Annotated in this window: 16 protein-coding genes and 2 pseudogenes; 8 read left to right on the forward strand and 10 right to left on the reverse strand. The window is 67.5% G+C overall.

The features are described from left to right. Positions 1 to 500: 500 nt before the first annotated feature. A pseudogene (locus tag VJT49_RS20990) lies at positions 501 to 1,019 on the reverse strand (DUF6932 family protein); the annotation flags it as partial. Positions 1,020 to 1,387: 368 nt separating this feature from the next. Next, the gene (locus tag VJT49_RS20995; protein WP_324166580.1) at positions 1,388 to 1,888 is read right to left on the reverse strand and encodes a phosphotransferase family protein; all 501 of its coding nucleotides are present in this window, start codon (positions 1,886 to 1,888) and stop codon (positions 1,388 to 1,390) included. Positions 1,889 to 1,930: 42 nt separating this feature from the next. On the opposite strand from VJT49_RS20995, the gene VJT49_RS21000 reads away from it, so the two are divergent. The 3 genes from VJT49_RS21000 to VJT49_RS21010 all read left to right on the forward strand — a co-directional run bounded on the left by VJT49_RS21000 (position 1,931) and on the right by VJT49_RS21010 (position 4,035). After that, positions 1,931 to 2,206, forward strand: a complete 276-nt coding sequence (locus VJT49_RS21000; protein WP_324166581.1) for a hypothetical protein — start codon at positions 1,931 to 1,933, stop codon at positions 2,204 to 2,206. Positions 2,207 to 2,227: 21 nt separating this feature from the next. Next, positions 2,228 to 2,812, forward strand: a complete 585-nt coding sequence (locus VJT49_RS21005; RefSeq protein WP_324166582.1) for a hypothetical protein — start codon at positions 2,228 to 2,230, stop codon at positions 2,810 to 2,812. Between the two features lie 911 nt (positions 2,813 to 3,723). After that, positions 3,724 to 4,035 carry a hypothetical protein gene (locus tag VJT49_RS21010; RefSeq protein ID WP_324166583.1) on the forward strand — a complete coding sequence of 104 codons (312 nt, stop codon included), beginning with the start codon at positions 3,724 to 3,726 and terminating at the stop codon, positions 4,033 to 4,035. Between the two features lie 25 nt (positions 4,036 to 4,060). Here VJT49_RS21010 and VJT49_RS21015 read toward each other — a convergent pair whose 3' ends face one another. Further along, positions 4,061 to 4,465 (reverse strand): hypothetical protein, encoded by a 405-nt coding sequence (locus VJT49_RS21015; protein WP_324166584.1) that lies wholly within the window; start codon positions 4,463 to 4,465, stop codon positions 4,061 to 4,063. A 185-nt stretch (positions 4,466 to 4,650) separates the two neighbouring features. On the opposite strand from VJT49_RS21015, the gene VJT49_RS21020 reads away from it, so the two are divergent. Together VJT49_RS21020 and VJT49_RS21025 are read left to right on the forward strand one after the other, a co-directional pair. Further along, positions 4,651 to 5,232, forward strand: a complete 582-nt coding sequence (locus VJT49_RS21020) for a hypothetical protein (protein ID WP_324166585.1) — start codon at positions 4,651 to 4,653, stop codon at positions 5,230 to 5,232. A 724-nt stretch (positions 5,233 to 5,956) separates the two neighbouring features. After that, positions 5,957 to 6,222 (forward strand): annotated as a pseudogene (locus VJT49_RS21025) (DapH/DapD/GlmU-related protein); the annotation flags it as partial. A gap of 8 nt (positions 6,223 to 6,230) precedes the next feature. On the opposite strand, the gene VJT49_RS21030 reads toward VJT49_RS21025, so the two are convergent. Then, positions 6,231 to 7,031 (reverse strand): alpha/beta hydrolase, encoded by an 801-nt coding sequence (locus VJT49_RS21030; protein WP_324166586.1) that lies wholly within the window; start codon positions 7,029 to 7,031, stop codon positions 6,231 to 6,233. 24 nt (positions 7,032 to 7,055) lie between these two features. Then, positions 7,056 to 7,913, reverse strand: a complete 858-nt coding sequence (locus tag VJT49_RS21035) for an SDR family oxidoreductase (RefSeq protein ID WP_324166587.1) — start codon at positions 7,911 to 7,913, stop codon at positions 7,056 to 7,058. A gap of 126 nt (positions 7,914 to 8,039) precedes the next feature. On the opposite strand from VJT49_RS21035, the gene VJT49_RS21040 reads away from it, so the two are divergent. After that, positions 8,040 to 8,459: a helix-turn-helix domain-containing protein gene (locus VJT49_RS21040; RefSeq protein WP_324166588.1), complete on the forward strand. Its 420-nt coding sequence runs from the start codon at positions 8,040 to 8,042 to the stop codon at positions 8,457 to 8,459. 223 nt (positions 8,460 to 8,682) lie between these two features. On the opposite strand, the gene VJT49_RS21045 is transcribed toward VJT49_RS21040, so the two are convergent. Next, positions 8,683 to 9,846 carry a steroid 3-ketoacyl-CoA thiolase gene (locus tag VJT49_RS21045; RefSeq protein WP_324166589.1) on the reverse strand — a complete coding sequence of 388 codons (1,164 nt, stop codon included), beginning with the start codon at positions 9,844 to 9,846 and terminating at the stop codon, positions 8,683 to 8,685. 248 nt (positions 9,847 to 10,094) lie between these two features. Here VJT49_RS21045 and VJT49_RS21050 point away from each other — a divergent pair, with 248 nt between their 5' ends. Beyond that, positions 10,095 to 11,321: a cytochrome P450 gene (locus VJT49_RS21050; RefSeq protein ID WP_324166590.1), complete on the forward strand. Its 1,227-nt coding sequence runs from the start codon at positions 10,095 to 10,097 to the stop codon at positions 11,319 to 11,321. A gap of 165 nt (positions 11,322 to 11,486) precedes the next feature. Here the strand turns inward: VJT49_RS21050 and VJT49_RS21055 are convergent, their stop codons facing one another. From VJT49_RS21055 to VJT49_RS21070, 4 genes are all read right to left on the reverse strand, one after another. Beyond that, positions 11,487 to 12,653 (reverse strand): thiolase domain-containing protein, encoded by a 1,167-nt coding sequence (locus tag VJT49_RS21055; protein ID WP_324166591.1) that lies wholly within the window; start codon positions 12,651 to 12,653, stop codon positions 11,487 to 11,489. Between the two features lie 80 nt (positions 12,654 to 12,733). Then, the gene (locus tag VJT49_RS21060; RefSeq protein ID WP_324166592.1) at positions 12,734 to 13,789 is read right to left on the reverse strand and encodes a thiolase domain-containing protein; all 1,056 of its coding nucleotides are present in this window, start codon (positions 13,787 to 13,789) and stop codon (positions 12,734 to 12,736) included. 11 nt (positions 13,790 to 13,800) lie between these two features. Further along, the gene (locus VJT49_RS21065; protein WP_324166593.1) at positions 13,801 to 14,754 is read right to left on the reverse strand and encodes a Zn-ribbon domain-containing OB-fold protein; all 954 of its coding nucleotides are present in this window, start codon (positions 14,752 to 14,754) and stop codon (positions 13,801 to 13,803) included. 80 nt (positions 14,755 to 14,834) lie between these two features. Next, positions 14,835 to 15,623, reverse strand: a complete 789-nt coding sequence (locus VJT49_RS21070; protein ID WP_324166594.1) for a crotonase/enoyl-CoA hydratase family protein — start codon at positions 15,621 to 15,623, stop codon at positions 14,835 to 14,837. Between the two features lie 72 nt (positions 15,624 to 15,695). Here VJT49_RS21070 and VJT49_RS21075 point away from each other — a divergent pair, with 72 nt between their 5' ends. Next, positions 15,696 to 17,294, forward strand: a complete 1,599-nt coding sequence (locus VJT49_RS21075) for an acyl-CoA synthetase (RefSeq protein ID WP_324166595.1) — start codon at positions 15,696 to 15,698, stop codon at positions 17,292 to 17,294. Positions 17,295 to 17,300 lie beyond the last annotated feature (6 nt).

Below are 17,300 nucleotides of genomic sequence, written 5' to 3' on the forward strand. Positions count from 1 at the left end.
AAACCCTCACGGCCAGGCCCAGGCCGCCCACCCGGATCACCAAACACAACCCGCGCCGCCGTATGCCACGTCGGAAAAACCACCAAAACGGACACAACGACCACGACCACAACGAAACAACCACCTTAAACAACAAGCTCACAGCTGGTGGCGGAACGCGGTCGCGCGCAGACGTTGTGCGACGAGTTCAACAGCTGTCCTGCCGGCGGACGGGATCCGGTGCCACGCAAGCTGCCCGGCGCGCTTGGTGAGGGATCGTGGGCCATGCCGCGATTCCAATGTGACTATGGTTACTTGATCGAGATCGGAGCCAACAGTGCAGACCCTGCATACCGCAGTCTGCCAACCACCTGGGCACCACACGGCCTGACCTGCCCACCGCCTGCTCACAGGCCCCGACCGGAGACACCACGTGGACAAGCCGACACGGAGGCTGGTAGGTAGCGCACGTCCACAAACCGTCTTGCTCCACCGAAGATCAACAAACCTTCAGGAAATGATCAAGCCAATCCGATCGGTGGATCCGGGCTGGGCTTCACCTCCAGGTAGCCACGACGAGGCAAGGCGTCGGCGACGGTGATGGGGTCAGACTTCGCTCCCGATCGACAACGCTGCCAGAAGTCGTCCCAGTATCCTCGCGCCCGGTAATACACGACCTCCTCATCGGTCAGCGCTGTTCCAGGATTGAGGATCGGTCGCCCCTCGATCAGGTAGGTATCAAGCCGACGTCCCGCAGGTCGATGGAACCTCGCTCCCTGGGAAAACGCGGCAAGCAAAGGAACACGGTTGGGCTGCGTCGAGGCCAAGAACTCCGCTACCCGGCCATCGATGACGAAGGTGACATCCATGTCGTCAGGTTCAGGAGCGCTCGTGACGAAACTTCCGCTGATCCACGCCGCATACACGGGTACAAGTTGCGCCAGGATCTTCTTCGCTCGATCCCAGTGCGACCAAAGCTCCTTCCTCCGGTTGACATCGAACTGTATTTCTTCAACGAACGCGGCTTGAAACTCGTCGACAGTGCAATGGTGTCAACCTGGGGGCAATAGCCCCGTCGTTCCGTCCAGAGGCGGTATGGGCATTGACTTCTGACCTCTCGCATCGACTCTGCCGCCTCTGAGTCGCGCAATGTGAGCGCCGTGTTACGGATGGGAACCCTGCTCTTGCCCGCCGTTGGTTGCGGCAGCACGGTGAGGAACTTGGCAAGACGCAACATCCAGCGTTCGGCACGGTGAACACCTACCCGGCGTGGGTTTTGAACGCGCTTTCGCCGAGGTGTCCAGCGAGCAGGCCGCATAGCCAACCCCACACAAGGGCCCGCGCTCCCGGTGAGACGGGAGCGCGGGCCTTTGTGGTCAGCCCGTCCTCGTTCTTCAACTTTCGCGGCTTACGGCACCGCCTCCCAGCCCGGCCATGGCCGTGACCCGCGTCGTCCGCGCAAACAGGCAAGACGGTGTGCGGCCTGCTGGCCGTAGCGTTCGGGGTCAGTGGCGGCGACCTGGCAGGCCATCGAGGTCATGCGTAGCTCGCGGATGTCGCGGAGCACGTCGAAGCCTGTCCAGGTGGTGACGTCCAGGTCGTACGCGGCGCTGTAGTCCGCCCATTCCCCGGCGTCCAGCCAGCCGGTGGTGACGCGGGAGACGGCTGTGGAGGTGAGGTCCCACTCGGGTGGTCCGAGGGCGCAGCTTTCCAGGTCCAGCAGGATGGTTCGCCCGTCGCCGGTGCGGGCGATGTTGCCGCGCCAGGCGTCGCCGTGCACCACACCCCTGGGCAGGCCGGGCGGCAACGCGGTGTAGCGCTCGCGCAGTTCGGCCAGGCGCTCCAGCAGCCATGTCCGGTCGTCGGTGCTGATGGTGGTTGTGGCCTCGATGCGTTCGCCCAGTCGCACGAACGGAGCCAGTGCGGGCAGGTTGAAACCGGTGGGAACCCGATGGCCCGCAGCACCTGGGAAGACCTCCCTGTCTCCGTCTGCGCCGCGATCGAGCGTGAAACCGGACCAGTCCTCCGTGTCGAGATCCCCTCGGCCGGGCGGAACTCCGACTTCTCCGCGACCCTGCACCTGCGCGAGGGCAAGGTGTTCTGCAAGGGCATCGCCGACGCCGAGGGCAAGCGCGGCACGATGCACCGTCACGAGGCGAACATCAACCGGTGGCTGCCCTCGGCGATCGCGCCCCACCTGTGCTGGCGCACCGAGGCCGACGGCTGATTGCTGCTCGGCTTTGACCACGTGGCCGGGCGCTATGCCGACCTGGTGCCCGGCTCCCCGGACCTGCCCCTGGTCGCCGACATGGTGACCGTGCTGGCGTGCGAGCTGGCGCACTGCCCGGCGAGCGCTCAGGGGCTGGCCGAGCAGTGGGCGCGGCTGGCCGCGTGGCGGAGGCTGGCGAAAGACACCCCGGACGACCTGGACGGGTGGGCGCGGGACCACCTGGACGCGTTGGTGGAGTGGGAATCCCGCGCGATCGAGCTGGCCGACGGCAAGAGCCTTGGGCACACCGACCTGCACCCGCTCAACATCCTCGTCGACGGAGCAGGCGCTGGTCGTGGACTGGGCCTGGTCCCGCAAAGGCGCGCCCGCCGTGGACCTGGCGTTCCTCGTCGCCCGGCTCGTCGCCGCCGGGCACATTCCCGCCGAGGCCGAAGGCTGGGCGGAGACCGTGCCGGTGTGGCAGGAGACCTCCGAGACGGCGCGGACGGCGTTCGCCGTGGCGATCTGGGGCATCTGGGAATTCCTGGAACGCCGCCACCCCTTGCCGCACCGTGCCGCGCTGACGGCGGCGGCGCGAAGATGGGCTCGGCAGCGTCTCAATAGCACTTGAGTGCAGTAGAGCGCACCCCAGTGCAGTGGGTCGTGCCCTACCGCACCCGTGCGATACTGCAATTCGCTTGGACATGTACCTATGCATTGCCGGGTACACACCCAGGTGTGAAGAGCGGGGCCGGTCCCGAAGACCGACCCCGCGGCAACGCTGGCCCTTTTGGGCCGTTAGTTCACGAGGCGCGCAACCTCGTGGGTAAAGGCCAGCAGGACCAGGAGGGGGGCGGTGGTGGCCACCACCGCCCCTATCCTGCTGAGCCGACGGCAACGCGCACAGGTCCTGCGCTCGTTCCGCTTCCTCCTCATGTCACCCCTTTGGGTCGTGTGGGCTGCTCGCGCAACCCGTGAACCCTCAGCCTGAGCCAAGGGCCTCGGCGGAATTCGCCAAGCGGTCGGGACCGGCCAAGGTGACGAAATGGCAAGATACACGAGGCGTCCGCCCCTCAGATATAGGCGCCGGGTGTTTGGGCTCACGGCGGGGGATCCCACGGAAGCCCCGGTGCGGGACGAACTGCAAGCCTGTCGGCGTGATCTCCGGGGTCTGACCAGTGAATACCCTGCTTCTTCTCTCCGCGAAGGGCCCATGTGCGCGAAAAAGGACTGGTGCACATAAAGATTCTAATTTCCAAATCTCCTGCTTTCCTTTTTTGCAGGCGAATCTTGCAATGATTCACGGCGAGAGACGCGGGCGCTAACTTCGATGGAACAAGGTAATTGGCCATGAAGGACCAGGAAAGGGCGGAAAGAGGCCCGCGACGCTCTACGATGATCTGAGCGGCCAATACGGCGATCGTGAACTCCACGAACCTCCGTTGCCGGAACGACCCCATCGGCTGAGACGCTTCCCCACGCCGTTGTGGGCCGCATCGCACGCCACCGCAACCGACTACGGCGAAGGTATCCACATGAGCCGGGTTGTCCACAGCTTCGGCAACTTGCGCTTTCACGCCGACTACGAATCCCCGGCACAACGCCTGATCGATGCGAACGCGCTCCTCGTCGACCTCGAGTTCGCGAAGCCCGACGGTGCGCCCGAGAGCGCAGGGCTTGCAGTGGTCAAGCAGATGGTGTGCGAGCGGGCGGGCTGTGGCTGCCCCGCCTTGCCGTCCTCGGCGAAGTACACCCTGGGCGGACCCGTGAATTCCACGGCCTTCCAGCGATCCCACTGCCGTTCGCGCCCGCCGACCTCAGTTCAGGTGAGTCGGACCTCGACGTGAACCGTGTCGTCGCTCTGCGGGAACTCTACGACGAACTCGGTTTCCGTTCCTTGAACCATGCGGCGGGGTCCGGCATCGTCATCCGGGGCGTAGACCTGGAGGTCAGGGCGTTGCTGCCGAGCACCTCCGCCACCGTGACATCGACCTCCGGTCCCTCGATCATGGTCACCTCGAAGTAGTGGCGGATTCCGCTGCCCCGGGTCTGCCCAATCGTGAACCGTGGTCCCTCCTGCTCGTCTCGGGCGGCGCGCTCGTGCTCCAGGGCCTCGATCTGCTTGCGCATCTCGGTTACCGACTCCACGGCCGCTCTCGCCTGGCGCTCGGCAGCGGCGCGTGATTTGGCCGCCTCGCGGGCCTGCCAGATCGCAACCCCGGCGGCTCCGGCCGCGATGATTGCGGCGGCGATCACGACGATGATCTCTGCGTCCACGTGCCCCCTTGTCTCGCCGAGCCTGCCCGACTCATCTTCTCAGCCCGAAACATCGGAACGCATTCGGACGACTACCGGCCATGCGCACAGGATCGAAGAGTGTTTGGGCTCGCCCCTGGACCTGGAAGTGGCCACGACTCCTGTTCGGCTTACCGATGAGACACCCAACCCGGACAACGACCATCGTGATCAGCGCGGTCCTGTTGATGCTGGTCCTTTGGGGTTGGCTTTGGGCGGAGAGTCTCGACTGGTGGGCCGCCGCTGGGCAATGGGTCGGCGGGATCGGATCGGCCCTTGCCGCCCTGGTCGCGCTGTGGATTGCCCGTACAGACTGGCGCCGGGCCGAGCACGAAACCCGACGAGCGGAGGCGTCGCGCATTGCAGTCTGGCTTCAGGGCAAAGGCAACGCGCGGTACGAGGTCATCTACAACAACCTGACGCCGCTGCCGGCCTACAGGGCGATCGCTCGGCTCACCTGGGCCGAAGACGAGGTCCTTCTGCCGCTGGGGATGTTGCCGCCAACCAGCGGTCCGTCCCGGCTCCAGCAGTCACTCGACGTTGACCTTGCGTTCTACTTCTCCAACAAGCTCGCCGAGCACCTGGGGGCGAACGCCGACGGTGCCAAGGTGGGGCGCGCACTCGACGACCTGTCTTTGGAAGTGCAGTTCTTCCGCGCCGGTCAGTACTGGCGCATTGACCGTGACGGCGAACTGCGCACGATCACAGAGGAAGAGGCCCGCGTCTCCTTGCCTGGGCCTCGTCCCTGATCACGCAGGCATTCGGAATGCCGCCATCACCGCCACGAGTCTCGCCAGTCGACGGCCCGATCGAGCAGGCGCCGGCCGACGCGAACGCGCGCCCCGGTACCCCGACAGCGGTGGCAGATCCGACAGGAGTGCGCCACCTCCCCTCGACAGCGGCGTCGCACATCGCGTACGCGTGGGCATACGGCCTGTTCGCACGGACCTGAACGCCTCCGGAGATATCCGACCAATGAAAGCCCGATAGATCACCCACGGCACGCGGCGCGCTGCCGGTGGTTCCACTGACGCCGGACCCACACCAGGGTGTCGTTGGTGATCTGCTCCGTCATCGCGCCACCGCTTTCCGGCACGCGCGACGGCGCAGCGCGTCAGCGATGAACACCCCGGCTGCGACGCCAAGGGCGACCAGGACGAGCCCGGCGAGAATCAAGGCGGTGATCATCGGGCACCCCCGAGCGTGGCCAAGGCGTGCTCGGCGGCGGCATGCACGCACGAGGGCAGGGTCCCGCCGGAGTCGACGGCGCGGGCGGCGGTCGCGAGCAGAGCGGCCAGGGCGTCGCGGTCAGGTCGGTCAGCGCGCCGCGTTGGACGCGGGCGAGGGCGAGGGAAATGCGAGAATTCGTTGCCACGGCGGGCTTCCTCCCGTCGAGGCCCCGTCATGGTGTTGCTCGCACCTGGCGGGGCCGACCTACAGTCGCGGCTCGCCGGCCGTAACCACTAGCAAGGTGTAGCGGATGACGTGTCCATCGGTCCGCGTGCGCGGTTGCTCACCGCGCTGCACCCGCTGGCGGACCACGAACTTCGGCGGCAACGGTGGGAGAGCGCCGCGCCCATCGCCATCGGGAACAGCGTGTGGTTCGGCGGCGGCGTGGTTGTCCCGGGGTGAGGGTGGGAGACGACACCGTGGTCGGCGCGGGCAGTGTCGTCACGAAAGACCTGCCTGCTCGGGTGTTGGCGGCCGGAAACCCGTGCCGCGTCCTTCGTGACCTGTAGCCCCGTGGTCAGACCAGGAGGTCGGTGAGGATCTCGCCCAGAGCGGCGGCGAACTCGGCCGCGTTGCGCTGGGGTGCCAAATGGGCGCCGGGCATTTCCACGAACGGCAGGCCGAGTTCGAGGGCGAGCGTTCGTGCCGGGCGGTAGTGGTAGTAACCACGGCTGCCCGTGCCCGCGGCGAGCACGATGGGCACCCCGCCGCCCCGCAGCGCCTCGACATCCGGCAGATACTCGTAGATCTCGGTGAGCTCCCGGAGGAACAACCGGCGCCATTCGCTCTCGTGTGGCAGGCGGACGGTCTTCAGCCCGGGGAGCCCCGCGCCGGCGATCGAGCCGATGAAGCCCTTGACCGCTTCGAAAACCTCACCCTGCCCGGTCAGCGCCACTTGCTCGGCGGCCAACTCCAGCCATGCGTCGGCGTCCGGCAGCAGCCGGACCGCGGGCGGCTCATGGGCGGCCAGGCCGTCCACCACCTCCGGATGCCGGGTGGCCAGCGCCAGACCGATCTGCGCGCCCGCGCTGCTGCCGAACACCAGGGCCTTGCCGTAGCCGAAGTGCTCGATCACCGCGCGGGCGTCGTCGGCGTGCCGCGCCACGGTGATCGAGCCCTCCGAACGATCCTTGCTGCGGAAGTGTCCCCGCCGGTCGTAGGTGAGCACCGTGTACTCGCCGGACAGGCCGGCCGACAGTGCCCGGTACGCCTCGGCCGAGCCGGTCCCGCCCGCGATCAGCAACAGCGGTGGCCCGTCTCCGCCGCGCTGGACGTAGACCTCGCCGTTCTCGACCTGGCAGCTGCCCTCGGAGATCACAGCGGAAAATCTAGCGCGAGTGGCTCAGATTTCCGTGACGATCTCGGCGATGGTGGTGGCGATCGGCGTCGTCGCGCGCCCTATGAGCGCGTGCAGTTCGTCGGAGGTACCCGCCAGTTCGCCTTCCTTGATGTTCGCGTCCAGTGCTACCACGAAATTCACGGTTTCTTCCGGCAGGCCGGCTTCGGTGAGCGTGGCCTTGTGCTGCTCCGGGGACAGGTCGGTGTAGGCGATCTCCTTGCCGGCCACCTTGCCGATCTCGGCGGCGAAATCCGCGTAGGTCCAGGCAACGTCACCGGACAGCTCGTAGATCTTGTTCTCGTGACCCTCGCCTGTGAGTACCGTCACCGCTGCCGCCGCGTAGTCGGCGCGCGCGGCGCTGGAGACCCGGCCGTCGCCCGCGCTGCCGATGAAGCCGCCCATCCGCACGGCCTGCTCGATGGTCGGCTGGTAGTTCTCGTTGTACCAGCCGTTGCGCAGCAAGGTGTACGTCAAACCGGAAAAACGGATGATCTCTTCGGTCGCCTTGTGCTCGGGCGCGAGGATCAGCTTGCTGGTGTCGGCCTTCGGCGCGCTGGTGTAGACGAGGTGGCCGACGCCCGCCTTCTGCGCGGCTTCGACCACGGCCTGGTGCTGCCGCACCCGCTTGCCGAATTCCGTGCCCGAAACGAGCAGGACCTTGTCGGCCCCGTCGAGGGCGGACGTCAGCGTTTCCGGCTCGTTGTAGTCGGCCTCGCGCACGGTGACCCCGCGCTCGGCGAGGTCGGCGGCCTTCTCCGGCGAGCGGACGGCGGCGACGATCTGCCCGGCGGGCACCTTCTCCAGCAGGCCCTGCACGACGAGGCGGCCGAGATGTCCTGAGGCACCGGTGACGACGATCATGTGCTGCTCTCTTCCTGATCAGTGTTGGTACTTGAAGACTGTACTAACTTTCTGAAAGTGCCAACCCATGGTAAGTGGTGTCACAGTTTTTCTCGCGTGGGCGGTCCGGCCACGTACTGTGGACCCATGACCAGCCGGGCCTCCGAGACCATGCCGTCGGTGACCGACGTCGAGCACGACCAGTTGGTGGCCGACGTGTTCGCCCGTGCCTGTGCTTCCCGTGGTGTGCTCGAACACGTCACCGGCCGCTGGGGCTCGCTCGCGCTCGCGGCACTGGCCGAGGGCCCGTTCCGGTTCAACGCGTTGCGCCGCAAGGTGGACGGTGTCAGCGAGAAGATGCTGGCGCAAACCCTGCAAACCCTGGAACGTGACGGGTTCGTGCGCCGCGAGGCCGAGCCGACCATCCCGCCCAAGGTCGAGTACAGCCTGACCCCGGCCGGCCGCGACGTGGCGGAGAGGCTGCTCGGTCTGATCGAGTTCGTCGAGTCACAGGTCCCCCAGGTGATGGCCGCGCGCGCCCGCTACGACGCCGCCAAGTCGGCCTAGCGCTCGCTCCCGAAACTGTCAGTGGTCGCTGCCACACTGTAGGTATGACCAAGTTGCAGCAGTTCGAGAAGGACGCTCCCCCGCTCGCCGTGGTCGTGCGGAAGCGTTTCACCGCCGGGAAGTCGCATGTGCTGGCGACGCTTCGCCGTGACGGCTTGCCCCCAGGACTTGCCCCCAGGTCCGGCGATCGCACCCCCAGAAGGCGGTGCGGGTTCGTGAACGGTCAGACGCGTTCCAGGATCGTGGCGGTGGAAAGGGCGCCGCCCGCGCACATCGTGACGAGGGCGGTCGCGACGTCCCGGCGTTCGAGTTCGTGAAGGGCGGTGGTGAGCAGTCTCGTTCCGGTGCCGCCGACTGGGTGGCCGAGGGCGATGGCGCCGCCGTTGACGTTGACCTTGGCCCGCTCGGGCTGGTGAACCTGTTGCCAGGACAGCACAACGGAGGCGAACGCTTCGTTCACCTCGAACAGGTCGAGGTCGCCGATCTTCATCCCGGACCGCCGGAGCACCCGCTCGGTGGCCTGAATCGGGCCGTCGAGGTGGTAGTACGGCTCCGCGCCGACGAGAGCCTGCGCCCGGATCCGTGCCCGGGGCCGCAGACCGAGCCGCCGCACCAACCCCGCGTCCATCACGAGCACGGCCGAAGCGCCGTCGGAGATCTGTGACGACGTGCCCGCTGTGTGCACCCCGCCGTCGAGCACCGGCTTGAGCTTCGCCAGGCCCTCCAGCGTCGTCTCCCGCAGGCCCTGATCGCGGCCGACCAGCCGGGTTTCCCCGGTCGGTGCGCCCTGCTCGTCGAGCACCGGGGCCTTCACCGGGACGATCTCGCGGTCGAAGCGGCCTTGTGCCCAGGCCGTCGCGGCCTTGGTCTGGGACACCAGCCCGAACCGGTCGATGTCCTCCCGGGTCAGTCCGCGACGCACCGCGATCCGTTCCGCCGCGCTGTACTGGTCGGGCATGTCGATCGACCAGGACTCGGGCCTGCGGTGCCCGGCGTCGACTCCTCGGTTCGCGCCGAGCGGCACGCGGCTCATGGCCTCCACACCGCACGAGATGCCGATTTCGATCGCGCCCGTCGCGATCAGCCCGGCGATCAGGTGAGTCGCCTGCTGTGCCGAGCCGCACTGCGCGTCGATCGTGGTCGCCCCGGTGTCCTGGGGGAGCCCCGCGTGCAGCCAGGCGGTGCGGGTGATGTTGCCGGCCTGCTCCCCGGCCTGGGTGACGCAGCCGCCGATCACCTGCTCGACGAGCGAGGGGTCCAGCCCGGCGCGTTCGACCAGCGCCTGTTGCGCCGCGCCCAGCAGTTCCGCCGCGTGCAGGCCGGACAGCCAGCCACGTCGCTTCCCGATCGGGGTCCGCACGGCTTCGACGATGACGGGGTCGCCCACCTGCGTCTCCTTCGTCCAGTTCGTCAGCTGGGCTCAAAAGTAGAACGAGTTTCAATATTAGGCAAGCGTGACGCGTGTCAACCGCCATTTGGGCTACTGCTCGAACTCGATGATTCTACCTGGGGTTTCAAGACCACTTCGGGAGAAGTGAACACGTATCACTCAGGCTCTTCATTTAGTTAACACCGTATGCTTCAATCTCTTATAGAACGTGTTCCACGACGATGTGACACCTTCGGGAGGTAGCCGTGACAACGCCGATGATCCCTGCCGGCTTCGATTTCACCGACCCGGATCTGTATGCGAACCGGCTGCCCTTCCAGGAGTGGGCAGAGCTGCGCCGGACCGCGCCGGTCTGGTGGAACGCCCAGCCCTACAACAAGGCGGGATTCCGCGACGAGGGGTTCTGGGTGGTGACCCGGCTCGAAGACGTCAAGACGGTCTCGCGGGACAGCGAGCTGTTCTCCTCACGGGAAAAGCTCGCGATCATCCGGTTCGACGAGAACCTCACCGACGAGAGCTTGGACGCCAACCGGCTCGTGCTCCTCAACATGGATGCCCCGCAACACACCAAACTGCGCTGTATCGTGTCCAAGGGGTTCACCCCGCGCGCGATCAACAAGCTGGAAGACGCGCTGCGGGAACGCGCGGCGCACATCGTGCATGGGGCGAAGCGGAAGGGCTCGGGCGACTTCGTCGCGGACGTCGCGTGCGAGTTGCCCCTGCAGGCGATCGCGGAGCTGATCGGGATCCCGCAGAAGGACCGCGGCAGGATCTTCGAGTGGTCGAACCAGATGATCGGCTACGACGACCCCGAATACGACGTCGAGCCGATGGCGGCCTCCGCCGAACTGGTCGGCTATGCGTGGAACATGGCCGAGGAACGCCGCAAGTGCCCGATGGACGACATCGTCACCAAGCTGCTGCACGCGAACGTGGACGGTGAGGCGCTCAGTTCGGACGAGTTCGGCTTCTTCGTCATCCTGCTCTCGGTCGCGGGCAACGAGACCACCCGCAACTCGATCAGCCATGGGATGAAGGCGTTTCTCGACCACCCCGACCAGTGGGAGCTCTACAAGCAGTCACGCCCCAAGACCGCGCCCGACGAGATCGTCCGCTGGGCCACCCCGGTGGTCGCCTTCCAGCGCACGGCCATGGCGGACACCGAACTGGGCGGGCAGCACATCCGCAAGGGCGACCGGGTCGGCATGTTCTACAGCTCGGCGAACTTCGACCCGGAGGTGTTCGACGAGCCGGAGAAGTTCAACGTCCTGCGCGATCCGAACCCTCACGTCGGCTTCGGCGGAACCGGCTCGCACTACTGCATCGGCGCGAACCTGGCGCGGCTGCAGATCGACCTGATCTTCAACGCGGCCGCCGACGAGATGCCGGGCATCCGCGAGCTCGCTCCGCCGCAGCGCCTGCGTTCGGGCTGGCTCAACGGGATCAAGCACTACCAGGTCGCCTACGAATAACCGCGCCGCCCGCCGACCCCGAGCCCCGCGCCAAGCCCATGGCGCCGGGCTCTCTCGTGTCACCGATGTGGGACTCACGCGACGGGAGTGTGGGACACGCGCGAGTCCCGCGTTCCGGGTGCGCGTGTCCCACATTCGGGGCGTGCGAGTTCTGCGTTCTCGGGGCTAGCGTGCGGGCTTGGCGGAGCCGACGACCCACATGGAGAAGTACTGGGAGCCGCCGCCGTAGGCGTGGCCGAGCGCGATCCGTGCGCCGTCGACCTGGTAGTCGCCGGCCCGGCCCATCACCTGCTTGGCCGCCTCGGCGAACCGGAGCATGCCGGAGGCGCCGATCGGGTTGGAGGAGAGCACTCCGCCCGAGGGGTTCACCGGAAGGCGGCCGCCGAGCGCGGTCTCGCCCGCCTCGGTCAGCTTCCAGCCCTCGCCTTCCGGCATGAATCCCAGGTTCTCCAGCCACATCGGCTCGAACCACGAGAACGGCACGTAGATCTCCGCGGCGTCCACTTCGGACAGCGGGTTGGTGATCCCCGCTTCCCGCCAGAGCGCGGCCGCCGCGTCCTTGCCCGCCTGGGGATTGACCTGGTCCCGGCCGGCGAAGGTGGTCGGTTCGGTGCGCATGGCGGTCGCGTGGATCCACGCCGGACCGCCGGCCACCGCGTCACCGGCGGCCTCGTCGCCGATCACCATGGCGCACGCACCGTCCGAGGACGGGCACGTCTCGTCGTAGCGGATCGGGTCCCACAGCATCTGCGACGCCTGCACGGACTCCAGCGTTATGTCGGTTTGCCGCAGGTGCGAGTACGGGTTGAGTGCGCCGTTGCGCCGGTCCTTGACCGCGACCATCGCCCCGACGTGCCCGGGCGCGCCTGAACGCCGGATGTAGGACCGCACGTGCGGCGCAAAGTAGCCGCCCGCCCCGGCGCTCACCGGCATCTGGAACGGCGGGATGATCGACAGCGCCCACATCGCGTTCGACTCGGACTGCTTCTCGAAGGCGACCGTCAGCACGCGCCGGTGCACTCCCGCCTGCACCAGGCTCGCCGCGACCAGCGCGGTCGAGCCACCGACCGAACCCGCGGTGTGCACCCGGAGCAGCGGCTTCCCGGTCGCGCCGATCGAGTCGGTGAGGAACAGTTCGGGCATCATGACGCCCTCGAACAAGTCGGGCGCCTTGCCGAGCACGATCGCGTCGATGTCCGCCCACTCCACCCGCGCGTCGGCCATCGCCCGGTCGATGGCTTCGCGGAGCAGACCCGGCATGGACACGTCGGTCCGCTTGGCACGGTGATGGGTCTGCCCGGTGCCGAGCACCGCGGCGAGTTGCTTGGCCATTCAGCCCTCCCACGCTTGTGTGCTGATGCGGGACACCCGCGCCCGGCCGGCCCGCATGGTCGGGACTTCGCGATCGTCGATCATGCGGCCTCCAGGACGGCGACGAGGTTTTGTTGCAGCGCCGGACCGCTGGTCGCGTGTGCGAGGACCCTGCGTGCCTTTCCGGTGAAGATCTGGGTCGCCGCCTCGCCGATCCGGGCGAGTCCGGCGGCGAACATCGGGTTGCCGCTCAGCACTCCGCCGGACGGGTTGACGTGCACGCGGTCGCCGAGACCCAGCGCGGTGCGCAGGATCAGTTCCTGGTGCGTGAACGGCGCATGCAACTCGGCCACCTCCACCTCGGCGGACACTCCAGCCGCCTTCGCCGCGGCCTCCGCCGAGGGGGCGCGGGTGAGGTCGCGGGCGCCGAGCACGGGAGAGTCGACGCGGTGCTCGATTCCGGTGATCACCGCGGGACGGTCGACGAGATCCTTCGCGCGCTCGGCCGAGGCGAGAACCAGTACGGCCGCACCGTCGGTGACCGGGGCGATGTCGTGCGCTCGCAGGGGATCGGCGAGGTAGGGCGCGTCGAGCAGGTCCGTGATCGCCACGGTGCCGGAGACCTGCGCGTGCGGGTTGTGGGCGGCGTCGGCGCGGCTGCGCGCGGCCACCTCGGCGAGGTCCTTTTCGGTCCAGAGCCCGGCTTCCAGTCCCAGCCGTGCCTGGATTCCGGCGATGCTGATGGAATCCGGCCAAAGTGGAGCCACTGTGTAGGGGTCCAACTGCAACGTCAGCACCCGCCGCAACTGGCTTGCGGACGACTTGCCGAATCCGTACACCACCGCGGTGTCGACCTCGCCGGTCCGGATCTTCAGCCACGCCTCGTACACCGCCCACGCGGCGTCCATTTCCACATGGGACTCGTGGATCGGTGGGAAGGCACCGATCGCGTCGATCGCGGAGATGAACGAAAACGCCCGTCCGGCCAGGTAGTCCGAGGATCCCGAGCACCAGAACCCGATGTCCTTCTTGGCCAGCCCGGTGGCGGAGAACACCTCGGCGAAGATCGGCACGAGCATCTCCACGCCGTTCGTGGTACCGCTCGTGCGCCGGACGTTCGGGGCCTGCGCGAACCCGACCACGGCCACGTCTTGCATCAAATCCCCTTCTACAGATGGTGGGCGAAGGACTCGTAGGGCGCGTCCGGCTCGCCGGTCGGCTCGAAATGGTGGACGTTTTCCAGGGTGGTCCCCCACTCCTCGCGCGGTTTCCACGCCGCGCGCACGCGCATGCCCATCCGCACCTCCGACGCCTCGCACCCGAGTACCAGGTGCAGGAAGGCGATGTCGGCGCCGTCGAGCAGGATGTAGGCGGCCACGTAGGGCGGCTTGATGCGCTGTCCGAGGAATGGCACGTTGACGATGCAGAACGTGGTGACGATGCCGGTGTCGGGCAGTTCGACCTCTTCCGCGGTGGGCACCCCGTCGGTCGGGCAGGCGCCACGCGGCGGGAGGTAGACCTTGCCGCAGGCGGGGCAGCGCTGGCCGATGAACCGTCCTTCGGCGAGCCCGCGGAGGTACCGGGTTTCTTCGGGGGAGGCGGAATGCTGGTAGTGCAGGTGTACCGGCGTGACCATGACGACGACCGGCTCGTCCCCGGAGCCCGGCCGGGTGTCCGGCACAGGGGTGCCGGCGGGCACGAAATGGGCGATGTCCCGGATGTGCCCGGCGGGTTCGTCGGTCCAGCGGACCCGGACCCGCATGCCGGTGTGGATCCTGTCGGGGCTGCCGACGTCGACGGCGTGCAACATCGCGGTGTCGGCCCCGTCGAGGCGGATCAGGGCCCACGCGAACGGGTGCGACAGCGGCTGCCCTTCCAGGGGGACCGCGATCCACGACCAGGACAGCACGGTGCCTTCCTCGGTTACCGGGACGAACTCGGAGAGCGGTTCGGCGGTGACCGGGTCGTACTCGACGGGTGGCACGTGCACCCGGCCGTCGGAGCCGCGCACGCCTTCGATGCGATGCTCACGCAGGCCGGTGACGAACCGCCCGAGCACCGGCCCGAGCGAACGGGTGTAGTCGAAGCCGACTTCCAGGGGGGCGGACAGTGGGGTACTCACGAAGTGAGTGAAACACGTTCTCGAAATGTCGGCAAGATCCAGGTGCGGTATAGTCGAATCGAGATGAAACAGGTTCTAGTTCAGCGCCCCTGGAAGTTCGGCCCGCGCTTCTCGGCGAAGGCTCGCGGACCTTCCTTGGCATCGGAGGACTGGAACACCTTGATGCCGTACTGGGCCTCGAGCTTGAACGCCTCCTCCTCGTGCATGCCCTCGGTGTCCCGGATGGTGCGCAGGATCGCCTGCACGGCGAGCGGGCCGTTCGCGGCGATCTGCCCGGCGACTTCCAGCGCGTGCTCCAGTGCGGTGCCGTCGGGAACCACGCGGCCGATGAGCCCGGTTTCCTTCGCTTCGGCGGCGCTGATGTGCTTGCCGGTCAACAGGATTTCGGCGGCGACCGTGTAGGGGATCTGGCGCGGCAACCGGACCGCGGACCCGCCCAGCGGGAACAATCCCCAGCGCGCCTCGGAGACGCCGAACCTGGCGCTTTCGCCGGCGATCCGGATGTCGGTGCCCAGGAGGATCTCGGTGCCGCCGGCGATCGCGGCCCCCTCCACCGCGGCGATCAGCGGCTTGGTGAGCCGTCGTCCCTTGAGCAGGCCTTCGATACGGGTGGGATCGAAGGCGCCGCGCGCATGGGCGTCGCCGGGGGAGTTGCGGGACATGTTCTTCAGGTCCGCGCCGGCGCAGAACGTGCCGCCCGCGCCGGTGAGTACGCAGCTGCGGATCTCCGGATCCTCGTCGACCCGGTTCCACGCGTCGACCATGATCGCCATCATCTCGCCGGTGATCGCGTTGCGGGCCTCCGGGCGGTTCATCGCCACCACCAGGGTGTGCCCGCGTTGTTCGACCAGGGCGTGCGGTTGTGTCATGCCAACCTCCGTCAATCAGGACCGGCCAAGACAGCGTTTGCCCAAAACGATAACATGTTCTACTTTGATTGAGTGGCATACAACATCGCGGATCTACTCGAGCACGCCGTCGACGCCGTGCCGGATCGCACCGCGGTCATCTGCGGCGATCGGCAGGTCACCTACGTACAACTGGACGAACGCGCCAACCGGCTGGCCCACCATCTTGCCGCACACGGGGTCGGCAAGGGCGATCACATCGGTGTGTACTCGCGAAACTCCATCGAGATGATCGAGGCGATGTTCGCGGCGTACAAGCTTCGCGCCATCGCGATCAACGTCAATTACCGGTACGTGCACGGCGAACTGAAGTACCTGTTCGACAACGCGGACCTGGTCGCGCTGGTGCACGAACGGCGGTATGCCGACAAGGTCGCCGCGGTGCGCGCCGAAACACCTGAACTGAAATACGTTGTAGTCGTCGAGGACGGCACGGACCGCGACTTCGACGGCGTCGAGTACGAGGCGGCCCTCGCGGCGCATTCACCTGAACGCGACTTCGGTGAGCGCAGCGGCGACGACCTCTACATCCTCTTCACCGGCGGCACCACGGGTTACCCGAAGGGCGTGATGTGGCGGCACGAGGACGTCTTCCGTGCCCTGGGCGGCGGTATCGACTTCGTCACGGGCGAGTACGTACCCGACGAGTGGGCACTCGCCGAACAGGCCAAACAGTACGGCCTGGTCCGCATGTCCGCCGCGCCCCTGATCCACGGTGCCGCCCAGTGGGCCGCGTTCGGCGCCCTCTTCGCGGGCAGCACGGTGGTGCTGGCGCCGAGGTTCGACCCGCACGAAATCTGGCGGACCATCGACAAGCACAAGGTCCAGGTGTTCGCCCTCGTGGGCGACGCGATGGCGCGCCCGCTCATCGAGGCGTACCACGAGGGCGGGTATGACGCGTCGTCGCTCGTGGCCCTGTCCAGCCACGCGGCCCTGTTCTCCCAAGCGGTCAAGCAGGAGTACCTGAAGACTTTCCCCATCCTCTTCGTCACCGACGCGATCGGGTCCTCCGAGAGCGGGTTCACCGGTATGGGGCAGGTGTCCAAGGGCGTCGACCACTCGGCGGGGCCGCGGGTCAACTTCGGCAAGCAGGCCGTGCTGGTCGACGACGACAACAAGGTCGTGCCGCCCGCACCGGGGGCGACCGGCCGGATCGCCCGGCGCGGTCACCTGCCGCTGGGCTACTACAAGGATCCGGAAAAGACGAAGCAGATCTTCGCCGAGATCGACGGCGTGCGGTACGTGATCCCCGGGGACTGGGCGCGGTACGAGGAAGACGGCACGGTGACGCTGCTGGGCCGTGGCTCCCAGTGCGTCAACACCGGCGGCGAGAAGGTGTTCCCGGAGGAGGTCGAAGGCGCGCTCAAGTCGCATCCGGACGTGTTCGACGCGATCGTCATCGGCGTGCCGGACGAGCGGCTCGGCCAGCGGGTCGCCGCGATCGTCCAGCCGCGGCCCGGGCACACCCTGGATCTCGCCGCGGTCCAGGCGCACGTGCGGACCGAGATCGCGGGCTACAAGGTGCCGCGCAGCATCTGGGTGGTCGACGAGATCTCCCGGCTGGCCACCGGCAAGGCGGATTATCCGTGGGCACAGCGGTACGCGGCCGAACACGAGCCGGTCAAGGCTTAGGAGGAA

Source organism: Amycolatopsis sp., from assembly GCF_035276945.1.
Lineage (GTDB): Bacteria > Actinomycetota > Actinomycetes > Mycobacteriales > Pseudonocardiaceae > Amycolatopsis_E.